The organism is Helcobacillus massiliensis (assembly GCF_014191425.1).
GTDB lineage: Bacteria > Actinomycetota > Actinomycetes > Actinomycetales > Dermabacteraceae > Helcobacillus > Helcobacillus massiliensis.
Genome location: NZ_JACHWP010000004.1, coordinates 51,427 through 67,129, shown reverse-complemented (window position 1 = coordinate 67,129; position 15,703 = coordinate 51,427). Strand labels below are relative to the sequence as shown.

General features: G+C 66.1%; 13 protein-coding genes. 8 read left to right on the top strand and 5 right to left on the bottom strand.

Translation table 11 applies throughout. The features are described 5' to 3' along the window. Positions 1-16 precede the first annotated feature (16 nt). Positions 17-448: a VOC family protein gene (locus tag FHX50_RS08060; RefSeq protein ID WP_183376434.1), complete on the top strand. Its 432-nt coding sequence runs from the start codon at positions 17-19 to the stop codon at positions 446-448. Further along, positions 448-933 carry a VOC family protein gene (locus tag FHX50_RS08055; protein ID WP_183376433.1) on the top strand — a complete coding sequence of 162 codons (486 nt, stop codon included), beginning with the start codon at positions 448-450 and terminating at the stop codon, positions 931-933. Before FHX50_RS08060 ends, FHX50_RS08055 begins: the two co-directional genes overlap by 1 nt. Before the next feature lie 8 nt (positions 934-941). Here FHX50_RS08055 and FHX50_RS08050 read toward each other — a convergent pair whose 3' ends face one another. Genes FHX50_RS08050 through FHX50_RS08040 form a run of 3 tightly spaced genes read right to left on the bottom strand, consistent with a single transcriptional unit; the run spans position 942 to position 5,686 of the window. Further along, on the bottom strand, positions 942-1,673 hold the full coding sequence (locus FHX50_RS08050; RefSeq protein WP_183376432.1) for an MgtC/SapB family protein: 732 nt from the start codon (positions 1,671-1,673) through the stop codon (positions 942-944). Positions 1,674-1,676: 3 nt separating this feature from the next. Beyond that, complete coding sequence (locus FHX50_RS08045) at positions 1,677-3,866, bottom strand: ABC transporter ATP-binding protein (RefSeq protein ID WP_221187285.1); 2,190 nt, start codon at positions 3,864-3,866, stop codon at positions 1,677-1,679. Next, positions 3,863-5,686, bottom strand: a complete 1,824-nt coding sequence (locus FHX50_RS08040; RefSeq protein ID WP_183376431.1) for an ABC transporter ATP-binding protein — start codon at positions 5,684-5,686, stop codon at positions 3,863-3,865. The genes FHX50_RS08045 and FHX50_RS08040 overlap by 4 nt, the downstream gene beginning before the upstream one ends. A 94-nt stretch (positions 5,687-5,780) precedes the next feature. Here FHX50_RS08040 and FHX50_RS12275 point away from each other — a divergent pair, with 94 nt between their 5' ends. Continuing rightward, complete coding sequence (locus FHX50_RS12275) at positions 5,781-6,473, top strand: DUF6318 family protein (RefSeq protein WP_183376430.1); 693 nt, start codon at positions 5,781-5,783, stop codon at positions 6,471-6,473. 9 nt (positions 6,474-6,482) lie between these two features. Here the strand turns inward: FHX50_RS12275 and FHX50_RS08030 are convergent, their stop codons facing one another. Further along, positions 6,483-7,409: a class I SAM-dependent methyltransferase gene (locus tag FHX50_RS08030; protein WP_183376429.1), complete on the bottom strand. Its 927-nt coding sequence runs from the start codon at positions 7,407-7,409 to the stop codon at positions 6,483-6,485. Positions 7,410-7,797: 388 nt separating this feature from the next. Then, entirely contained in the window at positions 7,798-8,691 is an 894-nt protein-coding gene (locus tag FHX50_RS08025) for a MurR/RpiR family transcriptional regulator (RefSeq protein WP_183376428.1), read from the bottom strand. A 199-nt stretch (positions 8,692-8,890) separates the two neighbouring features. Here FHX50_RS08025 and FHX50_RS08020 point away from each other — a divergent pair, with 199 nt between their 5' ends. The 5 genes from FHX50_RS08020 to FHX50_RS08000 all read left to right on the top strand — a co-directional run bounded on the left by FHX50_RS08020 (position 8,891) and on the right by FHX50_RS08000 (position 15,643). Next, entirely contained in the window at positions 8,891-10,402 is a 1,512-nt protein-coding gene (locus FHX50_RS08020; protein ID WP_183376426.1) for an APC family permease, read from the top strand. Continuing rightward, complete coding sequence (locus FHX50_RS08015) at positions 10,399-11,766, top strand: type I glutamate--ammonia ligase (RefSeq protein ID WP_183376424.1); 1,368 nt, start codon at positions 10,399-10,401, stop codon at positions 11,764-11,766. Before FHX50_RS08020 ends, FHX50_RS08015 begins: the two co-directional genes overlap by 4 nt. A 243-nt stretch (positions 11,767-12,009) precedes the next feature. After that, the gene (locus FHX50_RS08010) at positions 12,010-13,077 is read left to right on the top strand and encodes an amidohydrolase family protein (protein WP_239374844.1); all 1,068 of its coding nucleotides are present in this window, start codon (positions 12,010-12,012) and stop codon (positions 13,075-13,077) included. After that, positions 13,074-14,318: a M20 metallopeptidase family protein gene (locus tag FHX50_RS08005; RefSeq protein WP_183376419.1), complete on the top strand. Its 1,245-nt coding sequence runs from the start codon at positions 13,074-13,076 to the stop codon at positions 14,316-14,318. Before FHX50_RS08010 ends, FHX50_RS08005 begins: the two co-directional genes overlap by 4 nt. Continuing rightward, positions 14,315-15,643 carry a class-III pyridoxal-phosphate-dependent aminotransferase gene (locus FHX50_RS08000; protein ID WP_183376417.1) on the top strand — a complete coding sequence of 443 codons (1,329 nt, stop codon included), beginning with the start codon at positions 14,315-14,317 and terminating at the stop codon, positions 15,641-15,643. Before FHX50_RS08005 ends, FHX50_RS08000 begins: the two co-directional genes overlap by 4 nt. The last annotated feature ends 60 nt before the right edge of the window (positions 15,644-15,703 follow it).

Sequence of the window (15,703 nt, the reverse complement as noted above, 5' to 3'; positions counted from 1 at the left end):
CTGAAGCGAGAGCACCATGAACAGTACGCACCCCGGCACAGCGCGCAACGCCCATAACCGTGTCACGCGGTTCATCCTGCTCGCTGACGAGCCACGGATCCTCGCCGATTTCTACGCCCGAGTGTTCGGCTGGACCTTCGAGGACTGGTCCGAGTACTCGACCGTTCCCTGTCTCGGTGTGCGCACCGGCAGCGGCACCTCCGGGGTCGACGGAGTCCTCATCCCCCGGCACGACCTGTTCAAGACCCAGTCCGAGCCCGAAGACGCCATCGACTTCTCGCACCTGATGATCGCTGTGGAGAGCATTCAGGAGACGATGCGCATCGCAATCCGAAACGGGGCCGTCCCCGATGGGGACCTGGTCGACGTGGAACCGTTCCCGCGGGGCCAGCGCCTGCGCGACCCGGACGGCAACGGTCTCATCCTGGTTGAGGGAGCGGACCTGTGATGACCCACTATCTGCCGTGCTCCGAGCACGCCTCGCACACCTGTGAATGCCCTCCCCGGCCCGCTCCCAGGCCGAACAGCTCCATCAACCGCGTGGCCCGCTTCCACCTCTCCGCACACGATCTCGACCGGCTCAGCGCGTTCTACACCGCCCTGTTCAACTGGCGTTTCGAGGACTGGACGGAGTGGTACGGCAGCCCCCTCTACGGCATCACCACCGGCCCCGGCTCCCCCGGGATCGACGGCGTCGCCCAGCAGCGCCCCGCCCGCGCCATGACGCAGCAGCCGTACAACCGGCATAAGGGGTGGAACTTCCCGCAGTTCGTGATCGGGGTGCACGACCTCGACGCCGCCTCCGACGCCGTCACCCGCCACGGCGGCGAACTGGTGGGCGGTGTGGTCCACCTGGCGCTGTGCAGCCGTGGCCAGCGGTTCTTCGACACCGAAGGCAACCTGCTCGCCCTCGCCGAAGGCGACCTCCTCTGAGCTGACGCTCAGTCGGCTTCGTCGTCGTCGCGGTTGCCCTCGGAGTCGGTGCCGATGCTGACCTGCAGCACCCCATCCACTTCCATCAGCGGCGCCATCAGGTGCTGCTGCGGCCGCTGGCCGTGGAACTGGATGTCCATGTCGATGCGCCGACCGTTCGGATCATCGATGCGGCGCGAGCAGATGATGGAGGAGGAGAACCCCATGTCGGTCGCCGTGGCGCGCACATCCCGCAGAACGCCCTCACCGTCGCGGTAGGAGACGAACAGCTGGCGCTTCCGGTCCGGGTCCGGGATCCGCTTCACAATCGGCGCGACCACGAACAGGGTGAACAGGTGCAGGAACGTCACCACGGCGGCGAGGCTGAGCATGCCGGCGCCGCACGCCATGCCGACCGCGGCGGACACCCACACGGTCGCGGCGGTGGTCAGGCCGCGCACCACGTTGCGGCCCTTGAAGATCACGCCGGCGCCGAGGAAGCCGATGCCGGACACGATCTGCGCTGAGATGCGCGACGGGTCCAGCGTCACATCATTGCCCAGCACCATCGCGAAGCCGTACGCGGAGATCAGCGTGAACGCGCACGAGCCCATTCCCACCAGCACGTTCGTGCGGTAGCCCGCCGCCTTCTGCCGCACCTGCCGCTCAATGCCGATCAGGGAGCAGAAGAAGAACGAGGCCAGCACCAGCTGCACCTCGATGAGGTTGGTGCTGTTGGTGAATCCGACCAGTGACTGCACGGCTCAGTCCCCTTCCGGTGCGCGGCCCGGACCGGCTCCGGGCGTCGGGGTCCCACCGGCCGACGGGTCCTCGACGCTGCCGGGCACCGCGGCCGCGGCGGTGTCACCGGCCGGCCCGTGGTCGGGCTCCTCGGCGGCCTCCTGCTCGTCGAGGTCAACGGCGGGCGCTTCGAACTGCGAGCGGTGCAGCTGTGAGTATGCCCCACCGGCGGCCATCAGGGAGTCGTGGTCGCCCTGCTCCACGATGTTACCGTGCTCCATCACCAGGATCAGGTCCGCGTCGCGGATCGTCGAGAGCCGGTGCGCGATCACGAACGCGGTGCGCCCCGACCGCAGACGGCTCATCGCCTCCTGCACCAGGACCTCCGTGCGCGTGTCCACGCTCGAGGTGGCTTCGTCGAGGATCAGCAGCTCGGGCTCTGCGAGGAACGCCCTCGCGATCGTCAGCAGCTGCTTCTCCCCCGCAGAGACGGTGGTTCCCTCATCCTCCAGGACGCAGTCGTACCCGCCGGGCATCTGCATGATGAACTCGTGCGCGCACGCCGCCTTCGCCGCGGCCTCCACCTCGGCGTCGGTCGCATCCAGGCGGCCGTAGCGGATGTTCTCCCGCACGGTGCCGCCGAACAGCCACGTGTCCTGCAGGACCATCGCGGTGCGCGAGCGCAGGTCCGCGCGGGTCAGGGCGCGGGTGTCCACGCCGTCCAACAGGATCCGGCCCGCATCCACTTCGTAGAACCGCATCACGAGGTTCACGAGCGTCGTCTTGCCGGCACCCGTCGGCCCCACGATTGCGACCGTGGTGCCCGGCTCCGCCGTCAGCGACAGGTCCGTGATCAGCGGGCGGTCCTTCGCGTACGAGAACGCAACATGCTGGAACTCGACCCGGCCGCGGCCCACCTGGTCGGCGGGGGCAGTGTCGGCGTCCAGGGCGGTGACCGCAGTGGAGCCCGTCGGCCCCTCCCCCGCCTCGGCGCCGGTGGCCGACGGGGCAGGCGCAGCCGGCGCGGACACCGCAGCGCGGGCAGCGAGTTCGGCGGTGGCGGCGTCGCTGATCTCATCGGGCTCGTCGAGCAGGTCGAACACGCGCTCCGCGGAGGCGACACCGGACTGCAGCATCGTCGCCATCGACGCCAGCTGGCTCAGCGGCTGCGTGAACTGCCGCGAGTACTGGATGAACGCCTGCACATCACCGAGGGTGAGCTGGCCGCTCACAACGCGCAGACCGCCCACCACAGCGACGGCGACATAGGACAGGTTCCCCGCGAACATCATCAGCGGCATGATCAGCGACGACACGAACTGGGCGCCGAAGCTGGCGCGGAACAGCTCCGCGTTCTCCCGCTCGAACTCGTCGGCGATCTGCTTCTCCCGGCCGAACACGGACACCACGTCATGGCCGGAGAACGCCTCCTCCACCTCGCCGTTGACCTTGCCGGTCGCATCCCACTGCTCAGCGAACAGCTTCTGGGCGCGCTTGCCCACCACCGCGGTGATCACACCGGCCAGCGGGATCACGATCATCGCGATCAGAGTCAGCAGCGGGGAGATCCACAGCATCATCGCGATCGTGCCGATCACCGTCAGCAGGCTCGTGACGATGCCGCCGATGGTCTGGATGAGGGTCTGCTGGATGTTGTCGATGTCGTTGGTGACGCGCGAGAGCACATCACCGCGCGAGGTGCGGTCGAAGTACGACAGCGGCAGCGAGTGGATCTTCTCCTCCGTCTGCCGGCGCAGGCGCTTCACCACGCGCAGCGCCACCCGCACCAGGAGGATGCCCTGCAGCCAGTTCAGCACCGCGGACACCGCATACAGGGCCGTCACCAGGCCGAGCACCGCCCACAGAACGGAGAAGTCGATGCCGTGGCCCGGGTTCAGCTCCATGCCGCCGAGCATGTCCGCGAACTTCTCGTTGCCCGCGGCGCGGGCCTGCTCGATCACCTGCTGCTTCGTGGTGCCCGGCGGCAGGTGCTTGGAGATCACACCGGAGAAGATGATGTCCGTGGCGCGGCCGAGGATCTTCGGGCCCACCACCGCGAGCGCGACCGACGCGACCGCGGTGATGATCGCGGCGATCAGCATGGGGCGCTCCGACCGCATCTGTCCGAGCAGCCGCTTCGCCGAGGGGAGGAAGTTCTTCGACTTCTGGCCCGGGCGCAGGCCCCGCGTCGTGTCCTTCTCGTCGGCGCTCATGCGCGCACCTCTTCGCTCTCGCCTGCGCCGTCGATCCCGCCCTGGGATTCGACGATCTCTCGGTATGTGGCGCTGTCGGCCATGAGCTCCTCGTGGGTGCCGCGGCCCACCACTTCGCCGTGGTCCAGCACCAGGATGAGGTCCGCGTCCACGATGGTGGAGACGCGCTGCGCCACGATCACCACCAGCGCGTCCCGCGTCTCCGGTTCGAGGGCCGCCCGCAGGCGCGCATCCGTGCTCAGGTCCAGCGCGGAGAACGAGTCGTCGAACAGGTAGATCGGGGGCCGGCCCACCAGCGCCCGCGCGATCGACAGGCGCTGCCGCTGCCCACCGGACACGTTCGTGCCGCCCTGGGAGATCGGCGAGTCCAGCTGCTGCGGCATCGCCGCCACGAAGTCCCGAGCCTGCGCCACGGTGAGCGCATGCCAGATGTCCTCGTCGGTTGTGCCGTCGCGGCCGAAGCCGACGGTGGAGCGCACCGTCCCGGAGAACAGGTACGGGCGCTGCGGGACGTACCCGAAGGCGCGGTCCATCATCGCGGGGTCGGCGCGGCGAACATCCACGCCGTTGATGCGGACGGCGCCGGAGGTGACGTCGAACGCGCGGGTGATGGCGCCGAGCAGGGTGCTCTTGCCGGCGCCGGTGCCGCCGATGATCGCGACCGTCTGTCCGCCGTGGGCGGTGAAGGAGACGCGGTTCAGCACGGGGCGGTCGGCGCCGTCGAAGGTGTAGGAGACGTCGTCGAACTCGAGGGTGACCCGGTCCGCGGGACGGGCCCCGTCGGCGGGGCCGGATCCGTCGGCCTGGCGGGTCCCGTCGGCCGGGTCGAGGGGGCGTTCGATCTCGTCGGCCGACGGCGGATGCACGGCCGGTTCGGTGTGCAGCACCTCCGTGATGCGCTCCGCGGACACCATCGCCCGCGGAATCATCATCGTCATGAAGGTCGCCATCATCACCGCGATGAGGATCTGGATCAGGTACGCGATGAACGCGGTGATCGACCCGATCTGCATCTCCCCGCGGTCCACGGGGCCGGCCGCCGCCGCCAGCACCACCACGGAGGAGAACGACAGCAGGAACATGATGGTCGGCTGGATCAGCACCATCAGGTTGCCCACCTGCTTGTTCACCCGGTCATAGCGGAGGTTCGCTTCCTCGAACCGGGAGCGCTCATAGTCCTCGCGGACGAATGCGCGCAGCGGGCGGATGCCCGTGATCTGTTCGCGCAGCACGAGGCTGATCTCGTCGATCCGCTCCTGCATCTGCCGGAACAGCGGCACGCTCTTCCACACGATGCCGCCGATCACCAGCAGCATCACCGGCACCATCACCGCGATCAGCCACGCGAGCCCGGGCTCCTGGTTCAGCGCCAGCACCACGCCGCCGATGCCGGTGATCGGGGCCTGCACGATGAAGTTCAGGCCGAAGAACACGAGCATCTGCACCTGCTGCGCATCGTTCGTGGACCGCGTGATCAGCGACGCCGTGGAGAAGGAGCCCATCTCACGGCGGGAGAACCCCTGCACCCGGTGGAACACCGCGGAGCGCAGGTCCCGGCCCACGCTCATGCCGACGCGGGCGGCGCACCAATTGGCCGCCACCATCGCGAGGATGTTCACCACCGTGACGGCCAGCATCCAGCCGCCGAGGCGCCAAATGGTGGGGACATCGCCCTGGGCGATGCCGTCGTCGATGATGTCCGCGTTGATCGTGGGCAGGTACAGGGCCGCCAGCACAGCAACCAGCTGCAGGACGATGACGGCGATGACGAAGGAGAGGTACAGACGGGCGTGCGCTGCGATGAGTCGGACGAGCGTCATGACGCTGATTCTATTCTGTGCACCGCGATACTGTACGCCCCCGGCAGCGGAACCCGGGCTCCTGTCCTGCTCCTGCGGGCGCTACTGTGGTGCAGTGAGCAAATCAGCCCAGCGCATCGTGATCCTCATCTGCGCCCTCGCCCTCGTGGTGCCGGTGGGCCTCGTCGGCTTCTCCAACCTGAACGGCGGCGCGGACCCGTCGGGCGAGCAGAACCCGTCGGCCCCCGCTGACCCGAGCGGCTCCGGCCAGGGCGGGCAGGCCGGCCAGCAGGACCCCAGTGCCGACCCGAACGCCGGCCGGAAGAAGGTCGACCCGGCGTCCCAGCCGAAGCCGACCGCCACGAAGAAGCCCGCCGCGCCCGCCGCCATGTCGCAGCCCACCGACGCCGGCGCCCTCGCCACCACCGACTACCTCTTCGCCGCCTATCCGCCGATGATCGCCACCGGCGACGTCTCCCAGTGGGGCGAGATCATCGCCCCCGAATGCAAGGAATGCGGCGCCTTCATGCAGAACTCCGCGCAGCTGCACCAGGCGGGCGGCTGGGTTGTGGGCGGCGACATCACCCTCACCGACCCGAAGGCCGAAGTGAAGAAAGCCGACGGGGACCCCACCGCCTCCCACACCGCGACGGTCACATCGCCGTTCACGGAGAAGAAGTCCATTCTCATCGACGACCCGCAGTACGAGGGCCACGTGAACCCCGGTTCGAAGGGCGAGGTCACGGTGTCGCTGAAGTACTCCACCGAGAAGAAGGCCTGGGAGGTCACCGGCATCGCGCTGAAGTGACCCGGCGGGTCAGGCGCGGCGGTACAGGAACAGGTCCGTGCGGTACGGAATGCCGACCATGGAGCCGGGTTCGTGGCCCAGGTGGTCGTGGATGTACCAGTCGAGGTTGCTGAGCACCCGCGCCCGGCGCTCCTCCCCCGCCGTCGCCGTATAGCTGCGGGTCAGAGCGAGCCGGATCATCTCGTCGGTGCTGCGCGGATCCTCCCAGGTGATGACGTGCTGGCCCGTCAGTGTGAGCCCCGGGCCGACCTCGGGGCGGAAGCCCTCGCGCAGGATGTCCCCGGCGTGCATGATCCGGGAGTAGCGGTGCACCCACGGGATCGTCACGTCGAGGGTGTTCCAGATCAGGCCGAGCGTGCCGCCGGCCGCGAGGATCCGCAGGACCTCCCCGGTCGCTTCGGCCGAGTCGAACCAGTGCCATGCCTGCGCGGCGACCACGAGATCGGCGGACGCGTCCGGCAGGCCCGTGGCCTCGGCTGGGGCGGTGACGCGGGTGAGGGCGGGACGGTCAGAGTGGGCCGGGGAGGCGGGGCCGGGTGCCGGGTCGGAGATGAGCTCAAGCATCGCCGCGCTCGGATCCACCGCCGTCACGGACCAGCCGCGGTTCAGGAGGGCGGTGGTGAGTTTGCCGGTGCCGGCGCCGAGGTCGACCGCGCGCTTTGCGGGGTCCAGGGCTGTGCCGGCGGCTCGGGAAGGGTCTGGGGCGGCGGCCGGGCTCGGGCTCAGCGCCGGGCTTTCAGCGGCTCGGGAAGAGTCTGGGGCGGTGGCGTCGAGGAGGTCGAGGGCCGCGTCCGGATAGCCGGGGCGCAGCGCATCGTAGGCGGCGCCCTGCGTCAGGTACGCCTCGGCGAGTTCGCGTTTGCGGGCATCGGTGAGCTTCGGTGCGGCGCGGCGGGAGATCGGCGGGGCAGGCCTCGGTGACTCACGCTCAGACATGCCAACAGTATTCCGCATGCCAGGGTCGTCCGCGCCCGCGCCCCCGGCCCAGGGGATGCCCGGTTCCTGCCCTCCCGTCCCGGCCCAGGGGATGCCCGGTTCCTGCCCTCCCGTCCCGGCCCAGGGGGTGCCCGGTTCCTGCCCTCCCGTCCCGGCCGAAGGGGCGGGCGAGAGGCGCGAAGCTGGCGAGAGAAGAGCGGCCGTGCACTTTCCGACCGAAAAACCCCTGCAGCGCGGGATTCAGCGCGTTGGAGGGCGATTATGGTCGGAAAGTGCACACGGTCCGTGGCCCGGGCACCGTGACCCGCCCAGGGCAAGGTCAGGAAGGAGGGGGCCGGAACGAAAAGAGGACCCCACGGGGCCGGGATCAGCGCGGGGCGTGGGGAGGTCACGCGAGATGGGAGCGGAGCTGTTCAACCCTCTGCAGACGTTCCAGGCCATACTTTCCGCGCGCCTCCACCACCAGCTCACAGACGCCTTCTACCAGTGCCAACATCGGCACCAAGGTATCGGAAGGCCCAGCAGCCTTTACTGACGCCGTCAACAGCCGCTCTGCAAAAGCGGAGATCGGCGACAACCACGGATCCGTCAGGAGAACCACCGTGATCCCTTGTCCATGGGCCGCCTCGGCAAGCTTGGCAAGTTCAGGGTCGTAACGACGAACATCCGCAACGACGAGGACTCCCCGATCAGCAGCGTCCGCCATCTCCGTTGACGACAGAATCACATGAGGCTCCAGCACCCGAGCGTTCCTCCGCACTGGCGCCAATTGGGCAATCAGCGTTCGTGTCACCGCACCTGAATACGCACCCCCCACGGCGAGCAGGGGCCGTCCCTCGTCCGCCAACAGGCCAACAACGGCTTCGAGCTCAGCCGGATCATTGTCCGCAAAGGTGCTGGTTATGCCCGTCAAGTAGGCATCTCGCGCATGGTCAAAAGTGGTCCGCTCGCCCCCTCGAGCTTCAGCCTGCGAGAGGTTGGACTGGTTCTTCACTGCCAATTCCTCGCGCAACGCGCGCTGCAAACTGCGAAAACCGTCGAAGCCGAGGTGACGAGCAAAGCGGACCACTGTCGGAGCGGACACCTTCGCGTGAGCTGCCAAACTCGCCACCGTGTCCAACCCCAACGTTGGGTACGCGGCAAGCAGCGCGCGAGCGATGCTGCGCTCTGACGGCGTCAGATCCGGCATCACGCTCCGGATATGTTCAGCAACGCTACGGGTGCTGCTTCCGGCGGCGCCGTCCTCGCTGGCACCCGTCATAGCGCCGTCACTTGCGCCCATTCGCTTCTCCTCCTGCCTGCACAACGTGCCTTCGAGGGTACCGGTCCCGTCCCCGCATCCCCGCCGACCAGACTCCGAAATATTCATGACACCACTAGCCATCGTCCGGCACTTTATGTAACCTGCATTACACTCACGAACGCGGACCCCATCGGCAGGGCAGTCATCGCCCCCGCCGTCCATCGGAAAGGCCCTCACCATGTCCGAATCCGTCAGCGCTCACCGAGAGCGTCCAACAACCCGAACAACTGCGCCTCATGCATCATCGGTAAGTCCCCAGACGTCAGAAACAGGCAAGGAAGGCCAACTCTCCACACGCCGAAAGCTCTCTCCGCTCGAGGTCTCCGCCATCTCCATCGGCTTCATGGGGCCGGTCATGGCTATGAGCCTCAACGGAATCGGAGTCTCGGGTCTTGTGGGCAAAGGTGTCCCCTTCACGTTCGTGGTGTCCTTCATCGGAACACTGCTCGTCGCCTATGCATTCATTCGGCTCACTCGCTACGTCACCCATGCCGGCTCCGTGTACGCACTCGCAGGAGTCACCCTTGGACCACGTGCTGGGTTCTTCGGCGGCTTCGCCCTGCTCGGCACATACCTGTTCTTCGCCGCCTGCATCGCCGGCGCATGTGCGGTTTTCTTCGAGGCCATGCTGTCCGAGCTCGGCCTGCATCTTCCTGCCGGAACCTGGATCGTCGTCCCGATCATCGTCGCGGTGTTCGTGGCACTGCTCAACATCCGCGAATCCGCAGTGACTGCCCGCACACTGTTGGCTATCGGGTTCGTCGGCATCATTGCAATGCTCATTCTCTCCGTGGTGATTGTGACGCGTGTCGGTTCCGGAAGTGCTCCGGTCACAACCGGCGTCGATCTGTCCACCTTGTTGCCCGGAAGTGCTTCCCTCACCGCGGTCATGACAGCGTCCGTATTCGGCTTTCTGTCCTGGGCGGGCTTTGAGTCCGGCACCTCGCTCGCAGAAGAGACGAACGACCCCAAACGAACCGTGCCCAAGGCCCTACTGCTGGCTGTGGTGATCGCCGGTGCGATCTACACGTTCGTCATGTTCGCCCAGACAATCGGCTATGGCACTGATGCAACCGGAATCGAGAAGTTCTCCGGCGCAGCCTCCACGCTCACTGAGCTCTCCGCGACCTACATCGGCTCGTGGTACGCCGTCCTCATCAGCGTCATCGCTTTCTTCGTTGCATTCGCATCGCTGCTGTCATCCACCGCTGCGGCCTCAAGGCTGCTGTTCGCTCTCGCCCGTGACGGCTTCGGGCCCACCGTATTCGCCCGCACAAACGCCCGGACCGGGGTCCCCACGATCGCCGTGCTGTCCGTCGTCGTCCTCACCGTCGTCCTCGCGGCCGCACTTGCAGCCATCGGAGCCACCGCGGTGGATGTCTACTACTGGTACGCCACCATCGCCACTCTGTGCATGGTTGTTGCATATGCCATGACGTCGGTCGGCATCATCAAGTACGCCATCACCTCAGGAACTCGCATCCCCGCATGGGAGGTCATCGTCCCCGTACTTGGCCTCGCATTCCTTGTGTGGGTCTACGCGGTTCAGATCATCGGCCAAGAGGCCCCATACACATGGTTCCCTTGGATCGCCGGTGCCTGGTGCCTCTTCGGCCTCATCATTGTCATCGCCCAGCCGCGTCTCGCTGATCGCATCGGTGAGCGCCTCACCCAGGAGGATCTCGAATGAACCCCGCACACCACACCCCGGCCGACGGTCTGAACACCCCCGGTGGAGCACTCGCCCCCGAGGTGCGCCCCCGCCCCGGCGAACTCGTATTCCTCGCTGTCAGCGACCTATCCGGCATCACCAAGGGGCGCGCTGTCAGAGCCGAAGACTTCGATGAGACATCGTCCGTGGGATGGGTACCGGCCAACCTCGGCATCGGGCCCCTCGGCGAGATCGTCCACGGACTGCCCTACGGTTCTACTGGCGACTGCCGCCTTCGTCCCGACTACGCCTCAGCCGTCCGGATCACCGACATCCCCGGCCAGGAGCCTCACACCCTCGTCTTCACCGACATCGTTGAAACTGACGGATCGCCGTGGGCCGGAGACTCCCGCACGTTCCTGCGTGACACGGTGAAGATGCTCGAGGACGAATTCGGGTTGACCGTCACCGCCGCGTTCGAGCACGAATTCACGGACCTGGGGGATGATTCCCCCACCCATCCGTTCTCCCTCGCCGCGCACCGATCACTCGAACCCATCGGTTCTCAGATCATGAACGCGCTCGACAAAATGGGTGCGGAACCGGAGAACTGGCTGCCGGAGTACGCCCCCCATCAGTTCGAAGTGACCGTCCGCCCAACGGATGCGGTCTCTGCAGCTGATCGTGCCGTGCTCGTCCGAGACACCGTTGGTGCCGTTTTTGCCGGCCACCACCGCGATGTCACCTTCTCCCCTCTGCCTAAAGCAGGTGCAGGCGGCTCCGGGGTTCACGTGCACTTCGGTCTCACCACGCTCGATGGCGACCCGGTTGTCTACGACCCCTCCCGCCCCGGCCGCGTGTCGGAAAAAGCCGCCAAGTTCGCGGCAGGAATCCTTCACCATGCACCCGGCATGACTGCCATCTTCGCGCCCCTGGTGATCTCCGGTGAGCGGCTCCGCCCGGATAACTGGTCCACGGCTCGGGCGTTCATGGGGCTGCAGAACCGCGAAGCGCTGCTGCGCATCACGCCCACGAATGAAATGGAAGGCCGGGACCCCGCGCCCCAGCTGCACTTCGAATTCCGAGGCGGCGATATCGGCGCCAACCCCTACCTGTTGCTCGGGTCGATCCTCCGCGCAGGAATCGCTGGTCTGCGTGAGGACATGGATCCCGCACAGGTCGTGCAGGGAGATCTGGACCTCGAAGGGGAGCACAAGGATCTGCCGCAGCTGCCTGAAGATCTGCCGGAGGCACTCGCTGCGTTCCAGGCCGATAGCGAGGTGTCATCATGGTTCACCCCGGAACTCGTGCAGTCGTACCTGGCGATCAAGGAGCATGAGATCGAGACGTTCAAGGACACGTCTATGGAAGAGCGCTGCAAGCGGTACGCCGAAATCTTCTGACTCCACACAACTGGCGGTGGCACGGCTTCTCCTCCGGTGGTCGCCCCGTATCCCAACCATCTGAAAGGAGCGTTCTCCATGACACCCTCTGCGCTGAGGCACAGGACGTCCGCCTCCGAATGGATCGGCTCGATCCCTCTAGTCGACCATCACTGCCACGGAATCCTTGCTACACCAGCGAACCGCAGTCGGTTCGAGGACCTGATCACAGAGTCGGACGGCCACGCGCCGCGGGGAACAACCATGTTCGACACCCAGCTTGGGTTCGCCATCCGTCGCCACTGCGCGCCACTGCTCGACGCTGAACCCTTCTGCTCACCCGACGAATACATTGAGGCGCGGTCCGCTCTGTCTGCCGACGAAGTTGGTCGACGGCTGCTGCGCCCGTCCGGATTCGAGACCCTGTTGATCGAGACCGGCCACCGAGGGGACGAGATCCTCGGTCCAGCACACATGGGCGCGACAGCGAACGCGGGCTACGCCGAGGTTGTTCGCCTGGAGGTGCTCGCCGAAGAGCTGGTCGAAGCCGGTGTGCATCCCAGCGGGTTCGTCGACGAGTATGCGCGAGTCTTGGACGAACGCCTGCGCACAGCGGTTGGAGCGAAGACGATCGCTGCATATCGGACCGGGTTGGACTTCGACCCATCGCGTCCCACCCATGCTGACGTTGCACGCGCCGTTGGCGCATGGATCGATCGAATCAGCAATTACCCCGGGTCGATTCGCCTCGAGGACCCTGTCATCATCCGACACCTGATTTGGAGCGCGATTGATCGTGCTGTACCGATCCAGTTCCACGTTGGGTACGGCGACCCCGATGTGGATCTTCATCGCTGCAACCCTCTGCTGCTCACCGACCTGCTGCGCGCCACCCGCGGGTCCGGTTCGGACATTCTGCTTCTGCACTGCTACCCATTTCATCGAGAAGCCGGCTACCTGGCCCACTGCTTTGAACACGTGTATTGCGACGTCGGCCTGGCCATCAATTACACCGGTTCCCAATCCGCACAGATCATCGCCGAATCATTGGAGCTCACTCCGTTCCACAAGGCGCTGTTCTCGTCGGATGCCTGGGGAGCAGCGGAGTTGTATCACCTCGGCGCGCTCCTGTTCCGCCGCGGGCTGGCTGAGGCACTCGACGACTGGGCACGCCGAGATCAGTGGCCGATCGCCGAACAGCAAAGAGTGGCCCAGATGATCTCACGGGACAACGCCCGTCGCGTTTACAGGCTCGATCAGCTCCCAAGCGCGACGCTCCCATCCTCAACAGCCCACCCCTCGACCCCCTCAACTCACGGAGCATCGGATTGACCTCGACAGACAGCCCCGCCGATTCGACACGAACCACGCTCACCAGGATCGCTGGCGAGTTACGTTCCCGTCTGGACGAACAGCTCTCTGACGCAGCTGCCCTGCGCCGGCGCATCCATTCCGACCCCCGCATTTCCGGCATGGAATACGACACTCGCGACATCCTCGTTTCGGAGCTCGCGGGGATCCTCCAATTCGACGAAGTCGCATCCGCTGGAGCGATAGGCCGGATCGGCCCTGACGGCCCCGCGGTCGGAATCCGCGCTGAGCTCGATGCGCTCCCGGTCCACGAAAGCACCGGCGTCGAATTCGCTGCCAGCAACGGCGCCATGCATGCATGCGGCCATGACGTTCATCAAGCCGCCCTTGTCGCACTCATCCGTGCTGCAGCGCAGGTGGATCTGCCCGTCGCGATCGGTGCTGTCCTGCAGCCGAGAGAGGAGACATATCCTTCTGGTGCATTGGACATCGTCGAAGAAAAAGCTCTGGAGAAGATCAATGTCACCCACATGATCGCTGCTCACGTTCACCCAGGAGTTCCGGCGGGCACCATCGCGGTGGGCGCGGGTTACATCAACGCAGCCGCAGATGAGATCAACATCGTCCTCAGGGGTCGTGGCGGGCACGGCGCCTACCCTCACACCGCGGCCGACCCGGTGACCGCGATCGCCCAGCTCGCGATCGGACTGCCAGAAGCTGTCCGCAGAACTGTTGATCCGATGTCGCCAGCTCTTCTGAGCGTAGGCACTCTCCGCGCTGGCGACAGCGCGGCTAACGTTCTTCCCTCAGAGGCGTACCTGCGCGCCACAATGCGCACCACGTCGAACGAGCAGCGCATCGACCTGTTCGAAGCCGTCCGGCAGATGGCCGAAGGCACCGCTGCCGCCTATGGACTATCGGCGGATATCAGCCGTGATTCTGGTGAACCGGTCCTGACAAACCATAAGGAGCTCGCAGAAGGGGCCGAAGCCTGGTTGGGAGCGATGGGTCATGACATTGCGGAGCCGATGCGGTCACTCGGTGCTGACGACTTCTCCTACTTCTGCTCAGTGATGCCGTCTCTGATGACCTTCGTCGGGGTGGAAGTCGAGGGGTGCTCTCCCGCGCCGTCGCTGCACGATCCTCGATTTCTCCCCACGGAGAGGGCGATCAAAGACGTCGCTCATGCCATGCTGGCCGGTTATCTCGCTGGCGCCGAGCGCATTCTGAACGAGCAGGTGGACGAGGAGATCAACAGATGACGACGACTGCACACAACGGCTCCGCGGCAGGAGACCTGGCCGCACGTGACGCCGATGTCATCGCGGGAGTTGAGAAGCTGCGCTTCTTCCCCTTGACGATTGCCGGCGGAAACGGCAGTGAGGTCACCGACGCTGACGGGCGCACGCTTCTTGATTTCTCTGCCGCGTGGACAGCTGTCGGCCTGGGGCACGGAAACGCGGCGGTCGCCGATGCGGTCAGAGATGCGCTGGCCAGCGGGTGCAGCGCCTCCATCCTGTCCGCCACACACGAACGTGCAGTGCTCCTCGCGGAGCGACTGCTGCAGATGATTCCTGGAAAGCCAGACCGACGCGTCTACCTTGGGCATGCAGGGACAGACGCGAATGATGTCGCACTGCGGGGGTGCCGCCGTGCGACCGGGCGCCAAGGGGTGATCGCCTTTTCCAACGGCTATCACGGCGGACTCGGCCTTGCACAAGGGGTCTCAGGCGTACATGTCGAATCCGGCGGAGCCGATGCCGCTGCCGATTCTGTGCTTCTGACGTACCCGTCGGCCGCGCTCACCGACTCGGAGGCACGCACGCACATCGATCAGATTAGGCGCCATCTGCAGACCCAGACCATCGCCGCAGTGATCGTGGAGCCGATCCAATCCGATGGTGGAATCATCATGCCGCACCCTGAGTTCCTGCCCGCACTTCGGCAGATGTGCACAGAAACTGGAACGCTCCTAGTGTGTGACGAGGTCAAAGCCGGTCTTGGGCGGACTGGCCGCCTGTTGGCCATCGAGCACAACGGTGTCCAGCCTGATGTGGTGACGCTCGGCAAAGCTCTCGGCGCCGGCCTCCCGTTGTCAGCGGTGGTCGGGCCCGCATCTGTTCTTGATGAACCCGCGGCTTCCGCGTTGATGACCACCACCGGTAACGGTGCATCATGTGCCGCCGGGTTGGTGGTCCTGGATGAACTGGACGACGGCTCGATCATCGACAACGCAGCCGCGATGGGTGAAGTACTGACCGCCCTGATCAATCAACTGCGCGCCAGCGACCGCCCAGGTGCACGGCTCATCGACGAGGTCCGGGGCCGAGGATTGATGCAGGGCCTCCAACTGTTGCCAAACGGCACCGATGATGCTCTGACGACCTCCGCAAAGGCGGCGTTTCGCGCATTTGAGCTTGGACTCGTCGTCTATCCCGTCGGTGATGGTGCCCTCGAGCTCACACCGCCGCTGACTATCTCACGGGGCGAGTGTGTTCGCGGCATGGAACTGCTCGCGCAGGCGCTGGACGATGTCGCTGAGGGGGCGGTGAGCGACGCCGACATCGCTCCTTACGCCGGTTGGTGAGGTCGGCTCGACCTGCGCCATCGGGCCCCAATACCGACCCCGGTTGGAAGCGTTTCAGCG

What these genes read in the sequence shown, in the direction of transcription:
- FHX50_RS08030 (WP_183376429.1), bottom strand. Translation starts at nt 7,409, where the DNA reads ATGTCTGAGCGTGAGTCACCGAGGCCTGCCCCGCCGATCTCCCGCCGC.
- FHX50_RS08000 (WP_183376417.1), top strand. Translation starts at nt 14,315, where the DNA reads ATGACGACGACTGCACACAACGGCTCCGCGGCAGGAGACCTGGCCGCA.
- FHX50_RS08045 (WP_221187285.1), bottom strand. Translation starts at nt 3,866, where the DNA reads ATGAGCGCCGACGAGAAGGACACGACGCGGGGCCTGCGCCCGGGCCAG.
- FHX50_RS08010 (WP_239374844.1), top strand. Translation starts at nt 12,010, where the DNA reads ATGTTCGACACCCAGCTTGGGTTCGCCATCCGTCGCCACTGCGCGCCA.
- FHX50_RS08015 (WP_183376424.1), top strand. Translation starts at nt 10,399, where the DNA reads ATGAACCCCGCACACCACACCCCGGCCGACGGTCTGAACACCCCCGGT.
- FHX50_RS08020 (WP_183376426.1), top strand. Translation starts at nt 8,891, where the DNA reads ATGTCCGAATCCGTCAGCGCTCACCGAGAGCGTCCAACAACCCGAACA.
- FHX50_RS08040 (WP_183376431.1), bottom strand. Translation starts at nt 5,686, where the DNA reads ATGACGCTCGTCCGACTCATCGCAGCGCACGCCCGTCTGTACCTCTCC.
- FHX50_RS08060 (WP_183376434.1), top strand. Translation starts at nt 17, where the DNA reads ATGAACAGTACGCACCCCGGCACAGCGCGCAACGCCCATAACCGTGTC.
- FHX50_RS08025 (WP_183376428.1), bottom strand. Translation starts at nt 8,691, where the DNA reads ATGGGCGCAAGTGACGGCGCTATGACGGGTGCCAGCGAGGACGGCGCC.
- FHX50_RS08055 (WP_183376433.1), top strand. Translation starts at nt 448, where the DNA reads ATGACCCACTATCTGCCGTGCTCCGAGCACGCCTCGCACACCTGTGAA.